This is a genomic window from Streptomyces sp. NPDC001020, from assembly GCF_053599115.1.
In genome coordinates this window covers 1-19971 of sequence record NZ_JBSFLQ010000073.1, presented here as the reverse complement: position 1 = coordinate 19971, position 19971 = coordinate 1, and the positions used below count along the sequence as shown (strand labels likewise).

The window sequence follows — 19971 nt, the reverse complement described above, 5'->3', positions numbered from 1 at the left end:
GTCCAGCTCCATCTCCTCGACCTCCTCGGCCTGGAACCCACACATCCCCGCTGGCCAGAAACCTGAACGAGCTACCCGCGAAGTACGAAGCTAGGGCAAGCGAATTACGATGGTCATCGTCGGGAGCGCGCGAGGCGCCCCGGGCGTCGTGTCGGCGTGAGCCGCACCGTCGACGACAAGTGTCGGCCACATGTGGCATCCGGTGGATCCGGCCGGACTTCGGGTGGCCGTGTAGGTGCCTTGGGCATCTAATGGTGGTCGGCAAGAGCGAATCTTCGCGAGCGAGGTCATTCATGACGAAACCCGCTGTGACCGTGTCAGAGCCCGTCGCCTTCCCCCAGGACCGCACCTGCCCCTACCACCCGCCCACCGCCTACGATCCGTTGCGTGAGGGACGGCCCCTGACCCGGGTCACCCTGTACGACGGACGTGACGTCTGGGTGGTCACCGGACTCTCCGCGGCCCGCGCCCTGCTGGCCGACCCGCGCCTGTCCACCGACCGGACGCGGCCCGCGTTCCCGATGGTCAACGAACGCTTCGCCACACTCCGCGACCGCGACCGCGACCGCAGGGTCGCCCTCCTCGGCCAGGACGACCCCGAGCATCACACCGAGCGCCGCATGCTGGTCCCGAGCTTCACGCTCAAGCGGGCCACCGCCCTGCGCCCGCGCATCCAGGAGACGGTCGACCGTCTCCTCGACGCCATGGAGGCCGCCGGCCCGCCGGCCGAGCTGGTCAGCGCCTTCGCACTGCCCGTGCCGTCGATGGTGATCTGCGCGCTGCTCGGCGTGCCCTACGCCGACCACGACTTCTTCGAGGAACAGTCCCGCAGGCTGCTGCGCGGACCGACCGCGGCCGACACCCAGGACGCCCGCGACCGGCTGGAGACCTACCTGGGGGAACTCGTCGACCACAAGCGCAAGAAGCCGGGGGAGGGACTGCTCGACGAGCTGATCCAGGAACAGTTGCGGGACGGAGCGCTGGACCGGGACGAGTTGGTCTCCCTCGCCGCGATCCTGCTGATCGCCGGGCATGAGACGACCTCCAACATGATCTCGCTGGGCACGTTCACCCTGCTGAGACACCCCGAGCAGTTCGCCGAGCTGCGCGCGGACCCGGGCCTGATGTCCGCCGCGGTCGAGGAACTGCTGCGCTTCCTGTCCATCGCCGACGGACTGGTGCGGGTCGCCACCGAGGACATCGAGATCGCGGGTACGACCATCCGGGCCGACGAGGGCGTCCTGTTCTCGACGTCCGTCATCAACCGAGACACCGCCGTCTTCCCCGACCCGGACACCCTGGACTGGCACCGTTCGGCCCGTCACCACGTCGCCTTCGGTTTCGGCGTCCACCAGTGCCTCGGCCAGAACCTGGCGCGGACCGAGCTGGAGATCGCCCTGCGCTCGCTCTTCGAACGGCTGCCCGGCCTGAGGCTCGACGCCCCGGCGGACGAGATCCCCTTCAAACCGGGCGACACGATCCAGGGGATGCTGGAACTTCCCGTGACCTGGTAAGAGGCTGCGACCATGACTGGCGACATCACCATCACCATCGACAAGGACGTCTGCATCGGCTCGGGCCAGTGTGCCCTCACCGCACCGGGCGTCTTCACCCAGGACGACGACGGCTACAGCGAAGTGCTGCCCGGCATGGAGGACGGCGGCGGCGACCCGCTGGTGAAGGAGGCCGCGCGCGCCTGCCCGGTGCAGGCCATCACCGTCTCCGAGAACGGAGGCTGACAGCGGGCGAAGGAAACCGGCACCGGGCGCGCTACCGGGAAACGGCGCGGGCCTCGGGCACCTCCCCGGTCGAGGGCGGCGAGATCGATCGCCGCGACCGTACGGGGTCACCGATCGCCTCGTACGTGGTGATCCTCCCGTCCTCGACCCTCACCGTCAGGTCTTGACCCCGGTTTTGACCTGGTCGGGACCGTGTCTCAGTCGGCCGGCTTCCGGGACCTGGCGGACGTGGTGCTCGCGGCGGCCCGCGCGGAGCTGACCGAACCAGCCGCCCGCCCGCCGGTCGTGCTGTGCCGGTAGGCCGCCAGCAGGAGCCCCGCGGCATGGCCCGCCTGCTCGGCAGGCGCCGCGGTGCCTTCCATGCCCGCGGTCACCATGGCTCCCTCGGCCAGGAGGAACAGTTGGTCGGCGAGGGGCGCGGGCAGCCCGGCGTCGCTCACCAGAGAGGCCAGGTACGCCTTGAACGCCTGCTTGTGGGAGCGGACCTGGGCGAGCACCAGCGGGGACGTAGCGCCCAGTTCACCGTAGGAGTTGATCCAGGCGCACCCGCGGAAGTCGGGCTCGCGGAACCACTGCCCCAGCCAGTCGAACACCGCCAGGATCCGCTCCGTGGGGTCCGGGTGTCGCTCCACGTGCTCGGCCAGCCGTCGACGCCAGCGCACGTCACGCCGCTCCAGATAGGCCTCGACCAGTTGCTCCTTGGCGGGGAAGAGCTGGTACAGCCGTTTGAGCGACACCCCGGACATGGTGCGGATGTCGTCCATCCCGACGGTTTGGATGCCGCGGCCGTAGAAAAGTTTCTCCGCGGCGTCCAGTGCCCGGTCGCGGGCGAGTTCGCTGTCCATGTACGAAGCCCCTCCTGGGCACCCTCTGCGTGGGAGAACCGACGTTCTCCACCACGGTAGCAGCCGCCGGGCGGGCAATTCCCCGCTCGACGGGGCAACCCGTTCGGGAGGCTGGACGGGTCCAATAGGGTGCCCTGGTGATCGGACACGCCGCGAAACCCTTCCTCTACGTCGTCGTCTGCGCCGCGGGTGTCGCGCGGGACATCGGCGAACTGGTCGACGCCGCACGCGAGCGGCACTGGGAGGTCGGTGTCATCGCCACCCCGCTCGCCCTCCGCTTTTTCGACACGGCCGAGGTTGAGGCGCGGACGGGCCGCCCGATCCGGTCCGCCTGGCGAGCCCCGGACGAGCAGCGGCCCTTCCCGGCCCCCGACGCGGTCGCCGTGGCCCCGGCCACGTTCAACACCGTCAACAAGTGGGCCGCGGGCATCTCGGACACCCTCGCGCTGGGCACCCTGTGCGAGGCGTACGGGCTGGGTGTCCCGATCGCCGTCCTGCCCTGCGTGAGCGACGCGCTGGCGTCCCACCCCGCCTACCGGGCCAGTCTCGAGCGGCTGAGCGGCATGGGTGTCCGGTTCGGTGATCCGTACACCGGAGAGGTGGGCGAGGACGGCGAGCGGCAGCGGTTCGGCTGGGAGCGGGCCCTGGACCTGCTCAGCGACAGCCCTTAGGCGGCTCCGACGAACAAGCCGACGCCACCCAGCAGCGACAGGGCCAGAACGGCGGCCCGTACGGCCTTGGTCGGTATCCGCGGGGCCAGGAGCATCCCGCAGGCAGTGCCGAGGGCGAGGGCTGCCAGCTCTGAGAGGCCGGGCAGGACGATGCCCACGGCCAGGGCCGTCGCGATGTTCTGCACGGTGAACAAGGCGTACAGGTTCCCTCGCGTGGTCGCGGGCTCCCAGTCGGCATTGGCGGCGTAGATGCCGATGGGCGGGCCACCGACCCCGCCCACGACGTTGAGCAGGGCGCTGGCGGCACCGGCCGCCACCGCTCCGCCTGGGCGGCGCAACCACTCCCAGCGGACGCCACTGGCCAGGACGCAGACCGCGACGACCACGCCCGCACCGGCGGCCGGCGCCAGCCAGCGGGTGTTCACCCCGCGCAGCGCCAAGGCGATGAGCGGGGTGCACAGCAGCGTCGGCACCAGCAGCCGGAGCACCTCGCCCGCGCGGGCCTGGCGTCCGTCGCGCAGGAACGGCAGCAGGGAGGAAAGCGTCGCCAGCGCCACGGTCATGGCGACCCCGTTGCGGGGACCGAGATACAGGACCAGCGCGGGTGCCGCCAGCAGCGAGAAACCCATGCCGGTGGCCGACTGGGCCACCGCGCCGAGCAGTACGCCGACCAGTGCGAGGAGATGGACGTTCTGGGTCACGGCGCTGCTGTCCGGTCGAGGGCGCACCGGCGCTGGAAAGCCACCGCGACCATCATGAGCACAGCCGGCACCACGGTGAAGCCCAGGAGCAGCGCCACGAGCGCGGAGTGAGACTGCGCGACGGTGTGGCCCTCGGTGATGGACACGAAGCCCCCGACGGCGAGGGCGGCCGAGTACACGTAGGGGCCGATGGCGGTCCCCGTCGCCTCGGTCGCCGTCCACACCCCGGTATAGGCGCCCGCACGGGCGGAGCCCCGCGCCTCGGCGGCCGCCACCGCGTCCGGGACCATCGAGAAGGCGAAGAGCTGAAGCCCGGCGAAGGCGGCGCCCATGACCACCACCACGGCGGTGATCACGGCCACCCCGAGCGTCTCGCCGGCGAGGAGCGCCAGGCACCCCGCGAGGAAGACACCCTGGGACAGCAGCAGCCCACGCTGCTTGCCGATCCGCCGGGACGCCCACAGCCACCCGGGTCCGGCGACCGTCGCCGGTACCAGGAAGCCGCCCATGAGCACAGCGGTCAGGCCACGGTCGTGGAGGACGTACTCGGTGTAGAAGGGCAGTGCCGCCAGGAACAGATGGGTCGTGGTGCCGGTGAACAGGTAGGACAACAGCAGCGCCCGGAAGTCGCGGTCCCGCCAGGCGGCCAGGATGTCCTCGCGGGCGGAGTGGGCGCGCTCGTCCGGTACCTGGGACCCGCAGTGGTCGGTGAGCCTGCGGACGCCGAGCAGAGCGACCAGTTGCGAGACGACCACGACACCGGCCAGCAGCAGGGCCATCCGGCCATAGGCGCGATGGCCGCCCGAGGCCACCAGGGCCGGCGCAGCGACACCCGCGCCGAGCAGCCCCAGAGTCAGGAAGAACATCCGGAACGTGAAGACGCGGGTGCGTTCGTGGTAGCCGATCCGCAGGTCGGACGGTGTCGTCAGATAGGGGACCTGGAAGCACGCGAACAGCAGGTTGCCGACGGCAAAGCAGCCACCGACCCACAGCGCGGCCGACGTTCCGGAGAAGCCCGTGGGAACCGAGAACATCGCGATCCACGCCACCGTCAGCAGTAGCCCCACGCGGAGCATCCCGCGCCGGTGCCGTCTACGGCGCGCCTGCCGGTCCGACAGGGAGCCGAGGAACGGATGGACCACCACGTCGATGATCTTCGGCAGCAGCAACGTCAGGCCGGCCTGGAACGCCGGGACGCCGAGCGTCTGGGTGAGGAAGTACAGCAGCAGCAGACCCGGGACGGTGACCCACATGCCCATCCCGACCGAGCCGGCGGCGTACAGGGTGAGATCAGCGGTCCGCGCACGAGGCGAGGCGTCATCCCGCCTCGCCGTACGGGGCGCGGTGCTCATGGCGTCCCCGTGTGGCGTCTGACGACGCCGGTGGCCAGCTCGGCTCCCTCGAACGCGCCGCTACGGGCTCGGGATGCGAGAGTGCGGGCGATGATCCGGTCGGTCACGTTGGGCAGGTGGCGTGCCAGGAAGAACTCCACGGCCCCCCGGCGGGTGGTCGTCAGGTCGCGACGCACCCGGCGGCCCAGGGCTGCGCGCAGCACCGCGTCGACCACGCCCTCCAGCGGCTCGTAGCTGCTCATGCCCTCCAACGAGAGCCCTGCCGCGGCGGTCGAGTCATGGATGGGGCTTCGCACCGCCGACGGGTACACACAGGTGACCGCGACGTGCGTTCCGATCTCCATGCGGAGCGCGTCGGCATACGCCACCAGCGCCCGCTTGGAGGCCCCGTACGCCGCGGCCAGGGGCAACTGCATGGCGGCCATCCGCGAGGAGAGCATGACGATCCGTCCACGGGACTCGACGAGAGCGTCCACGCACGCGGCGGTCACCCGCCAGGTTCCGAGGAGGTTGATGTCGAGCTGGCGCCGTACCTCGGCCCCCGGCGGGAGCTCGGCCGGGGCAGGCCCCCCGATACCGGCGTTGTTGATGAGCAGGTCGAGCCCGCCCAGCCGATCGATCGCGGCGGCCACCGCGGTCGGTACGTCCGCGTCGTCGGTGATGTCGCAGGCGAGCACCTCGACCGGGTCGTCGGCGCGCGGAGCCAGATCCAGGCCGACGACCCGGGCGCCCAGTCCGGTCAGCCGGGCGCAGATCGCCCGGCCGAACGTGCCGGAGGCGCCGGTCACGATGACGCGCAGGCCGCGAGCGTCGCGGCGCCCGCCGAGCAGGCCCTCGCGGAGAATGGTGGAGGCGGTCCGTGAGGTGTTCATATGGAGCTTCCTTCCCGGTCGGCCGCGGTGAACGGACGGGCGCCGCGCCGCAGCCGGGCGCGCCCGGCCCCGATCTCGCGCGGCAGGTCGGCCACGTATCGGTCGAAGTCGATGCGCATCTGGGGGCGCCGGTTCCCCCACCGTTCAACCGCGGCGCGCAGGGCACCGGCGACGGCGCGCCGCTGCTCCGGGGCCGAGGGGAGGGCGTAGGCGCCGGAGAAATAGGCGGCCGCCAGCTTGGCCTGGACCTCCACGACGGGAAGTGCCGCACCCGTGGACTGCATCAGCCCCACGAAGGCCAGGCTCGGGTCCTCGAGGTGGAAGACCCGCTTGTACAGCGGCAGTCGCTCCGGGTCTTCGCCCAGCCAGTGGGCGGACAGGAAGGGAATGGTCACGCGGTAGCCGGTGGCCCACACGATCGTGTCGACCGGTTCCGACGTGCCGTCGGTGAAGACGACCCGCTCCCCGTCGAGGCGCTCGATGCCGGGCCGTGCAGCCACCTCGCCGTGGGTGAGGCGGTGCAGGATCGTGTCGCTGATCGTGGGGTGGTTCTGGAAGAGCCCGCCCGCAGGGGCGGGCAGGCCGTAGCTCTGCGGGGTGCCGACGGCCAGCCGGAGCATGGTCTCGGCGAGGCGCTGACGCGTCCGCCACGGCAGCGCCGCCAAGGCACCGCCGGTCGCGTCCGAGGGGCGGCCGAAGATGTACTTGGGTACGACGTGGACTCCGCGGCGGGCCGACAGCAGGACGGGGCCCCGCGCGACGTACGACGCGTCGACGGCGATGTCCATGGCGGAGTTGCCCATGCCGACGACGAGCACCCGCCGGTCCCGGAAGACCTCGGCGGTGCGGTAGTCGTGGGCGTGCATCTGGGTGCCGTCGAAGGTCCCGGGGTAGGCGGGCTCGGGCCGACGGGGGTCCCAGTTGTGGCCGTTGGCGACCACGACGGCGTCGTACCGGTCGATGTCGCCGGACTCGGTCGTCACCGCCCAGCTACGCCCGTCCCCCTCCCGTTCGACGGACGCGACCGTGGTGTCGAAGCGGATGTGCGGGGTGAGGCCGAAGTTCTCGCAGTAGTCGGCGAGGTAACCGGCCACCAGGTCGGCCGAGGGGTAGTCCGGCCACTGCCGCGGCATCGGGAAGTCGGCGAATTCGGTGCGGCCCTTGCTGGTGTTGAGATGCAGGGAGGCATAGGCCGGTGACAGGCCACTGGCGTTGTCGCGTGCCCACAGCCCGCCGGGTCGGTCGCCCTTCTCGTACGCGACGACCTCGACACCCGCGTCGAGCAGGGCCTTGACCGTGGTGAGGCCGGCCGCTCCGGCGCCGATCACGGCGACACGGCAGGGAGGGGGCATGGTGCTTCTCCTCGGGAAAGGGGTGGGGGTGGCCGAGCCCTCAACGACGGGCCGGCCGTTGTGAAGGCGAAGGCATCGGGGCGCGCCGCGCTCCGACGGCGGCACACCTGACACGGCGGCGCGCGGCCACGAGGGGTTCGGGGTGAGAACGCGGCAGCGAGGGGTTACGGCTTGCCGCTCCCGCACAGGTGACTGGTCATCAGGCGGCTGTAGCCAGGAGTCGAAAGGCGGTCGGCCGGCCAGGCGGGCCCGGCGGTGACGACAACCACGCCAGCCGTGGGGGAGGCCCACCGCTACGGTCGGGGGTGAGACCGTCGGCCACGCGCGTTCTTCCTTCTCTCATAGGCCACTTCCGGGGGTGGCGGCCGTCGTTGTAGCTCCCACCAACCGTAGGGGCGGATCAGGACCCAGGACATGTCGTACGTCACGTGATTCGGCAGCGGACTTGTGCTGGCCCACAACGAGGGCGAGCATGCATCGCATGCGGCATGACGACTGGGACAGCGTGGTCGACCTGATCGAGCGGGTCGTCGGTGAGGACGACCTGCTTCCGTCCGTGGTCACCGGTGTGCGCGCGACGGTGCGGGAGATCGCGGTGCTTCCGCCCTCCGACATCGCCGGGCACACCCGTGCACTGCTGGCAGCGGCGACGCGGGCGCTGGCGGCCAGGCGGGGCCCGACAGAGGCGGAGCTGTCGTTCGTCGAGGAACTCGGCGTCACCCGGGCCCAGCAGGGCGTGCCCATCGAGGCGGTACTCGGGGCCATCCATGTCGCCGAGCGCGCGATCTGGTCGCGGGCCCGGGAGGTCGCCGCCGCGGGTGGGGTCGAGGCCGGCCTCCTGCTCGACGCGCGGGAACTGTACGACGACTGGTCCGAGGCAGTGCGGTCCAGGCTGATCAAGGCCCACCGCGCCACCGATGCCGACCAGCACGCGGGCGCGGGCGACCGGGACCCGACCATCCTCCGACGTCTGCTCGAGGGCGGTTCAGCGGCCACGCTGGCTGCCGCAGAGGCCGGGCTGCCGGTCACGGGCGGGCTGTGGGTGCTGGTCGCCCGACCGGGCGACACCGGTCTGGAGCACCCGCTGCGCGATCACGCCCCGGCGCTGATCGGCCATGTGGACGGCCTGTTGGTCGGCGTGCTCACCCGGGCGCCCTCGGCACGTGCCGCCAGGACGGAGATGACGGTCGGGCTCGCCGGTCCGGCCGAACCGGAGGAACTGGGCGCCGTACGACGTCTGGCCTTCGCCGCCCTGACGGCTGCCGAGTCGACCAGACGGACCGGTGTGGTACACGTGGCAGATGTCGCAGTGCTCGCCGCCGTGGCCGACCGGGCCGATCTGGCGGCGGTACTGCTGGACCGCCACCGACCGGCGTGGACCGCGCTCGGCGCCAACGCCGAGCCGGTCGCCCTCGCCGTCCGCGCCTGGCTGGAAGCCGGCCGGGAGGTGACCGCGGCGGCCGAGCGGCTGTTCGTGCACCCCAACACGGTGCGGAACCGGGTCCAGCGCTTCGCCGACGTCACCGGTATCGACCCCTTCGACACCTTCGACGCCATGAACGCCTGGTGGCTGTGCCGCACCTGGCTGACCAAGCAGTACTGATCGCTGCCGGTACGACCCGGCCCCACGCTCTACTGTCGTCCCATGACCGGAGACCGCATCGCCCTGGCCGTCCACGACCACGGGGGCGAAGGGCCGCCCCTGCTCCTCCTGCACGGGGCCGGACGGACGCTCACCGACTGGGCGGCCGTCGCCCCTCTCCTCGCGGCGCGCCACCGGGTGCTGGCCGTGGACCTGCGCTGCCACGGGCTGTCACCCTCCGGCCCCTGGAAGCTGCCCGCAGTGCTCAGCGACATCGAAGAGGTCCTGGCGGCTTACGGGATCCCGGACGCCCTTCCCGTCGGACACTCCCTCGGCGGCATGCTCGCCGTGCGGTACGCGCTGGAGCACCCGGACATCACCCCCGGTGCCGTGAACCTCGACGGGTTCGGGTGGGGACGACCGGACCAGTACCTGGGCCTCGATCCCGACCATGTGACCCAACAACTCGCCCGGGTGAAGGAGATGGGCAGGGCGGGCGCAGGGCGGGAGTTGTCCGCGGACGGACTCAAGGACCTCCTGGCCGAGCAGCGGGTGATGTCGGACCAACTCGGTATTCCCTACGAGTTGTTGGAGGCCGGCGTACTGCGTTCCGTGCGTAAGCGGGACGACGGTGTCCTGGAACTGCGGCCCGGGCGGGAGCACACTCGGCAGATGCTCGCCGCCATCGACACGCTCGACCTCTTCGCGCTCTTCCGGAGGATGACCGCGCCGTTGCTGCTCGGGCGCGCCGAGCGAGTCGTGCCGTCCGTGCCCGGCCTGGGCTCGTTCGACACGATGATGGCCGCCTACGCCAAGGGACTCGCCCGTGATCTGGCGTCGCTGGCCGAGGAGCGGACCGATGTGACGGTCGTGAAGATCGACGGCACACATGCCATGCTGCTGGAGAACCCCAGGGCGGTCGCGGACGCGGTCCTCGACTTCACCTCCTGAGAGGTGCGGGCCCTCGACGGCGAACTCCCGTCCGCGCACGCTCCCGCACCCTCACCGTCGACACGGTCCCCGGCTCACACTTCTGCTCCCTCCTGACCGGTGTTGCCCCGAACCCCGCCGATGGCGGATTGCACATCAGCAGGCTGGAGGTCCCGTCCGGGTGGCGGCAACTCCCGCTCGTGCGCGGTCAGCGTGTACCACTCGGCCGGGGACAGCGCCTGAACCACCTCGACGTACTCGCCGTGCGGCAGCCGCTTGACGATCCCCGTCTCACGTCCGTGCTCCACCAGTTCGCGGTCCTTGTGCTGGAGCCCGAGACAGATGCGCCGGGTCACCGTGAAGACCAGGACCGGTACCACGAACAGGGCGATCCTGATGATCCACGTCACCGTGTTGATCGACAGGTGCAGGCGCGTGGCCACGATGTCATTGCCGCCACCCGCGAGCAGGAGCAGATAGAGGCTGAGCCATGCCGTGCCGAGTGCCGTACGCACCGGCCGGTTGCGCGGACGGTCCAGCAGGTGGTGTTCGCGGCTGTCCTTGGTGACCCAGGCCTCCACGAACGGGTAGACGCCTATGAGGACCAGGAGGAGGGGGAAGACAACCACCGGGATCAGCACGCCGAGGGCCAGCGTATGACCCCACATGTTGATCTCCCAGCCCGGCATGACGCGGACCAGCCCCTCCGCGAATCCCAGGTACCAGTCCGGCTGGGCACCCGTTGACACCTGGTCGGCGCGGTAGGGCCCATAGGCCCAGACCGGATTGATCGACGCGACCGCGGCGATGAGTGCGAGAACCCCGAAGACCAGGAAGAAGAAGCCGCCCGCCTTGGCGAGGTACACGGGGAAGAACGGCGCGCCCACGACGTTGCGTTCCGTCCTCCCGGGCCCCGCGAACTGTGTGTGCTTGTGGTACACGACCAGCAGGACGTGGGTGACGACGAGCGCCGCCATGATCCCCGGGATCAGCAGCACATGGAGCGAGTAGAAGCGGGCCACGATGTCGTGACCGGGGAACTCCCCGCCGAACAGGAACATCGACAGGTACGTGCCCACGATCGGCACCGACAGCAGCGCGCCGTTCACGAACCGCAGCCCCGTGCCCGACAGCAGGTCGTCCGGCAGTGAGTAGCCGAACAGGCCCTCGAACAGGCCGAGGAGAAGCAACGTCCAGCCGAACACCCAGTTGATCTCACGTGGCTTGCGGAACGAGCCGGTGAAGAAGTGCCGCATCATGTGCGTCAGCATCGCCGCGACGAAGATGAGCGCGGCCCAGTGGTGGATCTGCCGGATCAGCAGACCGCCGCGTACGTCGAAGCTGATGTGCAGCGTCGAGGCGTACGCGTCGGACATGCGGATGCCGTTCAGTGGAACGTAAGTGCCGTGGTAGGTCACCTCGGTCATCGACGGGTGGAAGAAGAGCGTGAGATAGACCCCGGTCAGCACCAGCACGATGAAGCTGTACAGGCATATCTCGCCGAGCAGGAACGACCAGTGGTCGGGGAAGACCTTGCGCAGGTACTGCCGCCCCAAGGTGTGGATGCCGAGGCGGCCGTCGAACCAGTCGGCGACGCGTTGGCCCGAAGCGGCCTGCTCGGGTCGCCGCACGGTCGTGGTACCGGTGCGGCCGTCGGCCGCGGTGTCGGTCCGTTCGGACATTGCCTGTTCCTCCCTGGATGCGCTCACTATCGCGACGGAGGGAGGGGGCCGAATGTGACATCGGACGGCGAAGAGTGACGGGGGTCTCACCGCGCCGGTCGGTGTGGTCGGGTCAGCGCGCCGTACGCCGCCGAAGCGGTCATGACTCGGGGTCCCTCGTGTTCACCGGGGTCTTCGCAGAGCCCAACGTGCTGACGATGCGCGCCAGGTCGGCCGGGGCGGCAGCAAGGGGAACCGACGCCCCACGTCGTCGAGTTCGGCGATGCGCCGGCTTCCGGGGTGCGCGGCAGCCTCCGGCAGGCGACGCTGCCGAGGCACGGAAAAGGCGAAGCCCGGACGATCCCTACCGGGACGACAACCCGGGCCGGCCGAGTGAGACGGTGGCCCGAACCGGCACGACCGGTCCGAGCCGCCCGCTGGCGTACCGAGCGTCAGGAGACGACGTCCCGGGGCTCCTTGCCGCTCAGGAAGTCGGCGGCGTTCTGGACCGCGGCCAGCGCGATGCGTACGAGCGTCTCGCGGGTGACCCCGGCGACGTGCGGCGAGAGCACCACGTTCGGCGCCTTCAGCAGCCGGAGGGCCTCAGTGGGCGGTTCGGGGTCGAAGACATCGATGCCCGCCCCGGCCAGCGCGCCCCTCTCCAGCGCGTCCGCGAGGGCGTCCTGGTCGATCAGGGCGCCTCGCGCCGTGTTGATCACGAACGAGGTGGGCTTCAGGAGCGCGAGGTGCTCGGCGTCGAGCAGATGCCGGGTCGCCTCGGTGAGCGGGGCGTGCAGTGTCACGTAGTCGGACGTGCGCAGCAGTGCCTCGAGATCGACGTACCGGGCGCCCCCGAGCCGTGCCTCCGTCTCGGCGTCCACCGGCTCGGGACCCGTGTACAGGACGGTCATGTCGAAGGCGACTGCGCGGCGCGCGACCTCCTGGCCTATGTGGCCGAGTCCGACGACACCGAGGATCTTTCCGGACAGCTCGGTGATGGACCGCTGCAGCCGGGGCAGTGCCCAGTCCGCGTCGACGAGGGCGGTGTGCGCGGGCACCAGTTGCTTGGCCAGGGCGAGCATCAGCGCGAAGGTCTGCTCGGCCACGTTCTGCTTCTCGGCGCCGCTGGAGCCGATGGTGCACACGGGCACGTTCCGGGCGCGGGCCGCGTCCAGGTCGACGTAGTCGAAACCGTGACTCGCGCACTGGATCAGCCGCAAGTCCCGTGCCGCCGCGATGTGTTCGGCGGTCACCGGGCCGAGCCCGGTGACGATGACATGGGCCGCGCGCAGCGCCGCCGGATCCTCGTCAGTCCGTTCCACCACGGTGACACGGGCCTCACCGGGGAAGACGGTGGCGAGCGCGGCGCCCGCCGCGCGCCCTCCGACGTGCGGCGAGACGACGGCCAGGACGATCTTGGTCTCGGTCATACGGATTCCTCGATGAGGTCGGCGGCGCTGAGGGTGTCGGGACGGGCGTGCCCGGACAGGGCGAGGGTGAGGTCGAACTCGGCGAGCAGACAACGGATGACGTGCTCGACGCCCGCCTGTCCGTCGAGTCCGAGCCCATATGCGTACGGCCGACCCAGGAGGACCGCCCGCGCACCCAGCGCGAGCGCCTTGAAGATGTCGTCGCCGGTGCGGATCCCGCTGTCGAACAGCACGGTGAGCCGTTCCCCGACTGCCGCCACAACGCGTGGCAACGCGTCCGCGGCTGCCACGGAACCGGCCACCTGCCGGCCACCGTGGTTGGACACCACCACGCCGTCCATCCCGGCGTCCACGGCCCGGCGGGCGTCGTCGGGGTGCAGTATGCCCTTCAGCACGATCGGGCCGTCCCAGTTCTCCCGCAGGAACGCCAGGTCCGGCCAGGTCTTGCCGGGGTCCGCGAACATACCCACGAAGTGCAGCACGGCGGCGTTGGGGTCCTCGTGGACCGGCTTCGCCAGACCCGCCTGGAACGCGGGGTCCGAAAAGTAGTTGGCGGTGCCCACCCCGTGGAGGAACGGCAGGTACGCCTGGTCCAGGTCGCGGGGGCGCCAGGCCAGCAGCGGCGTGTCCAGCGTGACGAACAGGGCGGTGAACCCGGCGTCCTTCGCCCGAGTGAGGAAACTGCGGGTGACCTCGCGGTCCTTCGCCCAGTACAGCTGGAACCAGCGCTCTCCGTCGCCCGATGCCTCGGCGACCTGCTCCATCGGCGTGCTGGAGGCAGAGGAAAGGATGTACGGCACGCCCTGTGCCGCGGCTGCCCGCGCCGCCGCGGGCTCCGCGCCCGGATGCATGATCGACAGGACGCCGATCGGTGCGAGGGCCAGCGGCGCCGGCAGCCGGCGCTCCAGCACGTCGACGGACAGGTCGCGTTCGTGCACGTCCCGCAGCATGCGCGGCACGATCCGACGCCGCTCGAGTGCGGCGCGGTTGGCCCGCGCCGTGCTGCCGGTGCCCGCACTGCCCGCCACATAGCCGACCGGACCCGGCCCGAGCCGCTGCTCGGTGAGCTCCTCCAGACGGGTCAGATCCGTGGGCAGCCGTGGTACGGCGCCCGTCATGCCGTGGAGATAGATCTCGTACTGGAAGTCCGCCCAGTGTTTCGTCATCCGTACGTCCCGCCTTTCGTCCCTGGGATCGCGCTGTACGCAGACGATCCTTGCGAGGGTGAAAAGCCCCGTCCAGAGAGATGCGCACCCCGCACCTGCGTGCGCGCGCCGTTCAGTCTGCTGACGCTTGTCCTGTGGGCCCTGACCGTCGTCGTCTCCCGGCGGGTTCGTCGCGCTGCTCGCACGTCCACACCGCCAACTGCGTGCGCGAGGTGAACCCCAGCTTGTCCAGTATGCGTTCGACGTGGTTCTCTGCGGTACGCTGCGCGATCGTCAGGCGCACCGCGATGTCCTTGTTGGTGAGGCCTTCGGCGACCAGCTCCGCGACCTGGCTCTCACGCCGCGTCAGCCCTGGCACCGCGGCCGCGTCGTCCAGTACGTAGGCCATCGCCTCGTCCATGGTGGCGCGCGCCCCGCGGCGGAACTCCCGGTCGAAGGCGGCGGCGGACAGAGCCTTCCGTACCGCGGCGTCGAAGCGCAGATGCTGCGCGCGCATGAACGGTGCCGAGCCGATTCGCCCGCCCAGCGACTCCCACAACAGGTGCAGCACGCCCAGGAGCCGGGCCGCGCGCCGCAGGGCGTCCTGGGTGCTCCACGCGATGACCTCCACGCACATGGCCACGTCCCACCAGTCCTGGAACGGGCGCAGCCGGGCGATGGCCGCCTTGGCGTGGGCGATCGCGTCGGCGGGCGCGTCCGCGCGCCGGGCCAGCAGGGCGCGGGCGAGCAGGGCCATGCCGTGCAGCCATGACTCGCCGTGCGCACGGGCGGCCGCCTCGACCTCGTCACACGCCTCGTCGGCCGCGGCGACCTCACCTCCGTAGGCGTGCGCGATGGCGAACTTGACTCGGCATTCGAGGGCCGCGTCGAGGCAGCCCTGCGCGCGGAACTCGGTGCGCGCCCGCGCGAACAGTTCGGCGGCGCTCGCGAAGTCCTCGCGCCAGACAGCGAGGATCCCGTGGTGGTGCCACACCCACGCCGACTCCCGCCGGTGGCCGCCCCGCCTGGCCGCCGCCTCGCACGCGGCGAGCGCGCGCTGCACATCGGCGTCCGGATCGCCCTGCAGGATGCCCAGATACGTGTCGGTGACCTGGGCTTGTACGCGGACGCCGGCGTCCGGGCCGGCCAGATCGGCACCGTCGTCCTGCGCCTGGTCGGCGGCGAGCAACTGGGACAGCCAGCGGCGGCCCTCGGACAGCAGGCCCGCGGTGATCCAGTAGTGCCGGGGCGACACGGCCAGGGCCAGACCGGCCCGCGCCTGTCCGGGCTGCTCCAGGCAGAACTCCAGGGCCGCGCGCAGGTTCGGGTGGTCCAGGCGCAGGCGCGTGAACCACTCGACCTGCCGGGGCCCGAACCACTCCTGCCCGGCGCGTGCGGTCAGTTCGGCGTACCAGTCCCGGTGGCGGCCGCGGAGCGCGTCGAGCGAGCCGGACGCGGCCAGCCGCTCGTGACCGTACTCGCGTACCGTCTCCAGCATGTGATAGCGCGAACGCCCGTGTTCCTGGCGACAGTTGACGATCGATCGGGCCACGAGTGCGTCGAGGGTGTCGAGCAGGGCGGCGGGCGGCAGTTCGGCGTCCGTGCAGACCCGTTCGAGGCTCTCCAGGTCGAAGCCGCCGCGGAACATCGAGGCCCGCGCCCACAGCAGCCGCTCGCGGTCCGTACACAGTTCGTGGCTCCAGTCGATCAGCGCGCGCAGGGTGCGCTGCCGGTCGGCGGCGGCGCGGCTGCCCCCGGTCAGCAGCGCGAACCGGTCCGTGAGCCGCTCCAGGATCTCCTGCGGCGTCAGGCTCCGGATGCGCGCCGCGGCCAGCTCGATCGCAAAGGGCAGCCCGTCCAGACGGCGTACGAGCTCGGCGACGGCGGCAGCGTCGGACTCGCTCACGGCGAAGCCGGGGAGTACGGCGGCGGCCCGGTCGGCGAACAGCGCGACGGCCGGATTGCGGCTCAGGGCGCGCACCCCGTGACCCGTGTCCGCGTCCGGCACCGGCAACGGCTCGACGGAGAAGACGTGTTCGCCCGCGATACCGAGCGGCTGCCGGCTGGTCGCCAGGACGCGCAGCCCGGGGGCGGCCCGCAGCAGCGCGTTGGTGAGGCGGGCGCACGGGTCGATCAGGTGCTCGCAGTTGTCCAGGACCAACAGGACGCGGCGCTCGCGCAGCCGTGCGGCGAGAGCGGCCGTCGCATCGGCGCCGGGGCGGCCGGGGTTCGCCACGTCGAGGGTGGCGAGGACGCTCGGTGCGAGCAACTCGGGGTCCCGCAGGTCGGCGAGTTCGGCGACGTACACGCCGTCCGGGAAGGCGGAGCGTGTCGCGTCCGCCGCCACGTGCAGCGCCAGCCGGGTCTTGCCCACGCCGCCGACCCCGCTGAGCGTGACCAGACGCGCGCCGGAGAGCAGCCGTGCGATCCGCGCCGTCTCCGCCCGCCGCCCGATCAGCGACGTCAGTTCGCTGCCGAGGCCGACGAATGTCCCTGTGGCTGCCCCCGTTTCCATGATCGGTCATCTTACGGACGCACGGCGACGCCAACGCATCGCAGCCGCACAGGAATTGAGTAATTCTCCCGTTTCCCCGTGCGCGCACCCGCCCGAGACTCGACGACGCGGTATCGGACGATCATGCGAGGTGTGTGTTGTCGGCAGGCGCGGAGGCAGAGCGGCAGCGGGCCAGGCTGGGGGAGCGGGTGTGGACCTACCAGGGGGCCATGCCGCGGCGTCCCCTCACCGTGTTCTTCCTGCTCGTCATCGTGTTCATCGTGATGTGCACCATCGCCGGTGACTATTACGACACGGATTCCTCGTTCCGCCTCGCCTTCTGGGCGATCCCCGGGGCAGCCGCGGTGTGCCTCGCCCTCACTGTCCGGCACACCCGGATCCGGATCCACGAGTACGAGCACGGCTTCGAACTGTGCCGTCCCGGGCGGCGCACGCTGCGCTACGCCTGGTACGAGATTGCCTCCGTCGAGGCCACCAAGGTGTCCGTCCACATCAACTTCAGCCACTCGCACGACGTGCTCAAGATCGTCATCCGTCCGTACACGGGCGGCCCGATCCGCCTCAGGGGCCTGGACTACGTCAAAGTCCGCCAGGCGACCGCCCTGTGGCGCCTGGCCACTTCGGCGCCCATCGACACCGGCCAAGCGTTCCACAGGCACGCCTCGCAGGCCGTCGCCGAAGCCCGCGCACAGCGGCACCTGGACGAACTGGACGCGGGCGGCGAACTGCGCTGGGGCGCCTTGACGTTCACCCGCGAAGGGCTGACGCTCAAGCCCTTCCCCGGGCTGCTGGACTGGTCCCGGATCACCTACGTGTCCGGCAATCCGAGCAGCGGCGTCCGCCTCGACGTACGGGGACTGGCCGCGCACGTCGGCAGCCCGGCCCTGTCGGCGCGCGCCACCAAGGCGGGCTACCGCACCGAAGGCGACCGGCTGGAGGTGTTCATGCCCGTACGTCGCCCCGGATCGGACTACGCGGCGCTGAGCATCCTGCTCGCCCGCGGCCCCGCGCTGCGCGGCGAGCGACAGGACGGAAGCGAGCGATGACGAAACGAGCAGACACGTTCGGTGATCTCGGCCCGGTGGTCAGCCGCCACCCGGTCGACCACCGGAAGCGATGGGTGAACGCAGGCTACGCACTGCTTATAGCCATCCCGCCCGGCTGGCTGGGCACGTGGGGCTGGTCCGCAACCGGCGAGGGCTCCACCGGCAGCAACAAGGCGATCGGTCTGCTGCTCGGCCTTGCGCTGGGCGCCATAGTGATCGCGGCCACCCAGATCGCTCGGGCCCTGCGCGGCGAGCGCGGCGAGTATTTCGAGGTGCGCCAGGGTGGCCTGGTCCACGGATCCCGGCGTGGCGCCGCGGGTTGGGCCTGGGACCGCGTCACTTCGCTTCACGTCGACGGCGACGCGGTGAACGCCCTCGCGACCCGACTCGGCAACGGCTACCGCGTCGAGATCGACCTCGACGACGGCACCCGGCTCCGGGCCGACGGGCTCACCGAACGCGCCGGCGACCTGGGACGCGCCCTGCTGACACAGTGCCCGCACGTCGCCCTGAAACCGCGGATCCCCTGGTACGGCCGGGCGGGCCGTTGGCCGCTGGCAGGCGCCGCGGCCTGTGCGGCAGCGATCGCCGCGATGATCTTCTACGCCGCGAACCACGCGGACAAGGAACACCGGAACTACGCCGGTGACGGCCATACCGTAGTGAGCACCGAACCGGGTATCAGCGAGGCAGGCTACGCCTTCCTGGCCATCGGCATGCTGGTGTGCGCCATCACCGCGATCACCCTCGTCATCGCCTATGTGCGCGGCAGGGCGTATCGCTGACCGGGCATCGGCGGCCGCCCTCGGGTCCCCCTGTCGCCTGCACAGACTTGACAATAGTGCACTCAAGTTTTATTCAGGCTAGTAAGGCAGTCAGGTTCCGATCTGCAGACCGGAGGAGTATCAGCCGGCCGTATCCGGCACTGCGGGCGGGCCGGTCCTCTGACATGAGCGACGACTCAGGGACGACGAGGAGGGAGAAGCCCCCATGGCACGTCCGGTCGGTATCGACCTCGGTACCACGAACTCGGTGGTCTCGGTCCTCGAAGGTGGCGAGCCCACCGTCATCACCAATACCGAAGGCGCCCGGACAACGCCGTCGGTCGTGGCCTTCGCCAAGAGCGGCGAGGTGCTCGTCGGCGAGGTCGCCAAGCGGCAGGCGGTGACCAACGTCGAACGCACCGCGCGTTCCGTCAAGCGCCACATGGGCGACTCGGCCTGGCGCTTCCCGGACAGCGGCAGCATCGACGGCAAGCAGTACACAGCACAGGAACTCTCCGCGCGCGTGCTTCAGAAGCTGAAGCGGGACGCCGAGGCCTACCTGGGCGAGGACGTCACCGACGCGGTGATCACGGTCCCCGCGTACTTCGACGACGCCCAGCGGCAGTCGACCAAGGAGGCCGGGGAGATCGCCGGACTGAACGTCCTGCGGATCATCAACGAGCCGACGGCGGCAGCCCTCGCGTACGGGCTCGACCGTGGCGAGGAGCAGACCGTCCTCGTCTTCGACCTCGGCGGCGGCACCTTCGATGTCTCTCTGCTGGAGATCGGCGAGGGCGTCATCGAGGTGAAGGCAACCAACGGCGACACCCATCTCGGCGGCGACGACTGGGACCAACGGGTCGTCGACCACCTGATCAAGCAGTTCAAGAACGCCTACGGCATCGACCTGTCCAAGGACAAGATGGCGGTGCAGCGACTGCGTGAGGCCGCCGAGAAGGCCAAGATCGAGCTGTCGAGCTCGTCCGAGACGACCATCAACCTGCCCTACATCACGGCCTCCGCGGAGGGCCCGCTGCACCTGGACGAGAAGCTGACGCGAGCCCAGTTCCAGCAACTGACCGAGGACCTGCTGGAGCGCTGCAAGAAGCCGTTCCACCAGGCCGTCCAGGACGCCGGGATCAAGGTGTCCGGCATCGACCACGTGATCCTCGTGGGCGGCTCGACCCGGATGCCTGCGGTGACCGACCTGGTCCGCGAACTGACCGGCAAGGAGCCGCACAAGGGTGTGAACCCGGACGAGGTCGTGGCCGTCGGCGCCTCGCTGCAGGCCGGTGTCCTCAAGGGTGAGGTCAAGGACGTCCTGCTGCTCGACGTCACCCCGCTGTCCCTCGGTATCGAGACCAAG

General features: G+C 70.8%; 16 protein-coding genes and 1 pseudogene. 8 read left to right on the top strand and 9 right to left on the bottom strand.

The window, feature by feature from the left end:
- Positions 1–293: 293 nt before the first annotated feature.
- Both ACWDEX_RS36120 and ACWDEX_RS36115 read left to right on the top strand, forming a co-directional pair.
- Positions 294–1514, top strand: coding sequence for a cytochrome P450 (locus tag ACWDEX_RS36120; protein ID WP_450468756.1), 1221 nt, complete (start codon positions 294–296; stop codon positions 1512–1514).
- A gap of 24 nt (positions 1515–1538) precedes the next feature.
- Complete coding sequence (locus ACWDEX_RS36115) at positions 1539–1739, top strand: ferredoxin (RefSeq protein WP_450468758.1); 201 nt, start codon at positions 1539–1541, stop codon at positions 1737–1739.
- A 299-nt stretch (positions 1740–2038) separates the two neighbouring features.
- Here the strand turns inward: ACWDEX_RS36115 and ACWDEX_RS36110 are convergent.
- Positions 2039–2584: pseudogene (locus ACWDEX_RS36110) on the bottom strand (TetR/AcrR family transcriptional regulator); the annotation flags it as partial.
- 137 nt (positions 2585–2721) lie between these two features.
- Here ACWDEX_RS36110 and ACWDEX_RS36105 point away from each other — a divergent pair.
- Positions 2722–3255 carry a flavoprotein gene (locus tag ACWDEX_RS36105; protein ID WP_450468754.1) on the top strand — a complete coding sequence of 178 codons (534 nt, stop codon included), beginning with the start codon at positions 2722–2724 and terminating at the stop codon, positions 3253–3255.
- Here the strand turns inward: ACWDEX_RS36105 and ACWDEX_RS36100 are convergent.
- From ACWDEX_RS36100 to ACWDEX_RS36085, 4 genes are read right to left on the bottom strand one after another with little or no spacing between them, the layout of a single operon-like run.
- The gene (locus tag ACWDEX_RS36100) at positions 3252–3956 is read right to left on the bottom strand and encodes a TSUP family transporter (protein ID WP_450468752.1); all 705 of its coding nucleotides are present in this window, start codon (positions 3954–3956) and stop codon (positions 3252–3254) included. The genes ACWDEX_RS36105 and ACWDEX_RS36100 overlap by 4 nt on opposite strands.
- Positions 3953–5308: an MFS transporter gene (locus ACWDEX_RS36095; protein WP_450468750.1), complete on the bottom strand. Its 1356-nt coding sequence runs from the start codon at positions 5306–5308 to the stop codon at positions 3953–3955. Before ACWDEX_RS36095 ends, ACWDEX_RS36100 begins: the two co-directional genes overlap by 4 nt.
- Positions 5305–6180: an SDR family NAD(P)-dependent oxidoreductase gene (locus ACWDEX_RS36090; RefSeq protein ID WP_450468749.1), complete on the bottom strand. Its 876-nt coding sequence runs from the start codon at positions 6178–6180 to the stop codon at positions 5305–5307. The genes ACWDEX_RS36095 and ACWDEX_RS36090 overlap by 4 nt, the downstream gene beginning before the upstream one ends.
- Entirely contained in the window at positions 6177–7532 is a 1356-nt protein-coding gene (locus ACWDEX_RS36085) for a flavin-containing monooxygenase (protein ID WP_450468747.1), read from the bottom strand. Before ACWDEX_RS36085 ends, ACWDEX_RS36090 begins: the two co-directional genes overlap by 4 nt.
- A 481-nt stretch (positions 7533–8013) precedes the next feature.
- Between ACWDEX_RS36085 and ACWDEX_RS36080 the strand changes: the two genes are divergently transcribed.
- The gene (locus ACWDEX_RS36080) at positions 8014–9135 is read left to right on the top strand and encodes a helix-turn-helix domain-containing protein (RefSeq protein ID WP_450468745.1); all 1122 of its coding nucleotides are present in this window, start codon (positions 8014–8016) and stop codon (positions 9133–9135) included.
- A gap of 42 nt (positions 9136–9177) precedes the next feature.
- Positions 9178–10065 (top strand): alpha/beta fold hydrolase, encoded by an 888-nt coding sequence (locus ACWDEX_RS36075; protein ID WP_450468743.1) that lies wholly within the window; start codon positions 9178–9180, stop codon positions 10063–10065.
- A gap of 74 nt (positions 10066–10139) precedes the next feature.
- Here ACWDEX_RS36075 and qcrB read toward each other — a convergent pair whose 3' ends face one another.
- The 4 genes from qcrB to ACWDEX_RS36055 form a co-directional block, all read right to left on the bottom strand.
- Positions 10140–11726, bottom strand: a complete 1587-nt coding sequence (qcrB, locus tag ACWDEX_RS36070; RefSeq protein WP_450468741.1) for a cytochrome bc1 complex cytochrome b subunit — start codon at positions 11724–11726, stop codon at positions 10140–10142.
- Positions 11727–12157: 431 nt separating this feature from the next.
- The gene (locus ACWDEX_RS36065; RefSeq protein WP_450468739.1) at positions 12158–13135 is read right to left on the bottom strand and encodes a 2-hydroxyacid dehydrogenase; all 978 of its coding nucleotides are present in this window, start codon (positions 13133–13135) and stop codon (positions 12158–12160) included.
- Positions 13132–14301, bottom strand: a complete 1170-nt coding sequence (locus tag ACWDEX_RS36060) for a lactate 2-monooxygenase (RefSeq protein ID WP_450468737.1) — start codon at positions 14299–14301, stop codon at positions 13132–13134. The genes ACWDEX_RS36065 and ACWDEX_RS36060 overlap by 4 nt, the downstream gene beginning before the upstream one ends.
- Before the next feature lie 112 nt (positions 14302–14413).
- Positions 14414–16795: an ATP-binding protein gene (locus tag ACWDEX_RS36055; RefSeq protein WP_450468735.1), complete on the bottom strand. Its 2382-nt coding sequence runs from the start codon at positions 16793–16795 to the stop codon at positions 14414–14416.
- A gap of 209 nt (positions 16796–17004) precedes the next feature.
- On the opposite strand from ACWDEX_RS36055, the gene ACWDEX_RS36050 reads away from it, so the two are divergent.
- The 3 genes from ACWDEX_RS36050 to dnaK form a co-directional block, all read left to right on the top strand.
- Positions 17005–17841: a hypothetical protein gene (locus ACWDEX_RS36050; protein WP_450468733.1), complete on the top strand. Its 837-nt coding sequence runs from the start codon at positions 17005–17007 to the stop codon at positions 17839–17841.
- On the top strand, positions 17838–18626 hold the full coding sequence (locus tag ACWDEX_RS36045; RefSeq protein WP_450468731.1) for a hypothetical protein: 789 nt from the start codon (positions 17838–17840) through the stop codon (positions 18624–18626). Before ACWDEX_RS36050 ends, ACWDEX_RS36045 begins: the two co-directional genes overlap by 4 nt.
- A 205-nt stretch (positions 18627–18831) precedes the next feature.
- Positions 18832–19971: molecular chaperone DnaK (dnaK, locus tag ACWDEX_RS36040; RefSeq protein ID WP_450468729.1), on the top strand; the 1140-nt coding region annotated here is incomplete at its 3' end.

Excerpts from the sequence above, each read along its gene's own strand:
- ACWDEX_RS36120 (WP_450468756.1), top strand. The coding sequence starts at position 294 with ATGACGAAACCCGCTGTGACCGTGTCAGAGCCCGTCGCCTTCCCCCAG.
- ACWDEX_RS36090 (WP_450468749.1), bottom strand. The coding sequence starts at position 6,180 with ATGAACACCTCACGGACCGCCTCCACCATTCTCCGCGAGGGCCTGCTC.
- ACWDEX_RS36050 (WP_450468733.1), top strand. The coding sequence starts at position 17,005 with ATGCCGCGGCGTCCCCTCACCGTGTTCTTCCTGCTCGTCATCGTGTTC.
- ACWDEX_RS36095 (WP_450468750.1), bottom strand. The coding sequence starts at position 5,308 with ATGAGCACCGCGCCCCGTACGGCGAGGCGGGATGACGCCTCGCCTCGT.
- ACWDEX_RS36065 (WP_450468739.1), bottom strand. The coding sequence starts at position 13,135 with ATGACCGAGACCAAGATCGTCCTGGCCGTCGTCTCGCCGCACGTCGGA.
- ACWDEX_RS36060 (WP_450468737.1), bottom strand. The coding sequence starts at position 14,301 with ATGACGAAACACTGGGCGGACTTCCAGTACGAGATCTATCTCCACGGC.
- ACWDEX_RS36085 (WP_450468747.1), bottom strand. The coding sequence starts at position 7,532 with ATGCCCCCTCCCTGCCGTGTCGCCGTGATCGGCGCCGGAGCGGCCGGC.
- ACWDEX_RS36055 (WP_450468735.1), bottom strand. The coding sequence starts at position 16,795 with ATGGAAACGGGGGCAGCCACAGGGACATTCGTCGGCCTCGGCAGCGAA.
- ACWDEX_RS36080 (WP_450468745.1), top strand. The coding sequence starts at position 8,014 with ATGCGGCATGACGACTGGGACAGCGTGGTCGACCTGATCGAGCGGGTC.
- qcrB (WP_450468741.1), bottom strand. The coding sequence starts at position 11,726 with ATGTCCGAACGGACCGACACCGCGGCCGACGGCCGCACCGGTACCACG.
- ACWDEX_RS36075 (WP_450468743.1), top strand. The coding sequence starts at position 9,178 with ATGACCGGAGACCGCATCGCCCTGGCCGTCCACGACCACGGGGGCGAA.
- ACWDEX_RS36045 (WP_450468731.1), top strand. The coding sequence starts at position 17,838 with ATGACGAAACGAGCAGACACGTTCGGTGATCTCGGCCCGGTGGTCAGC.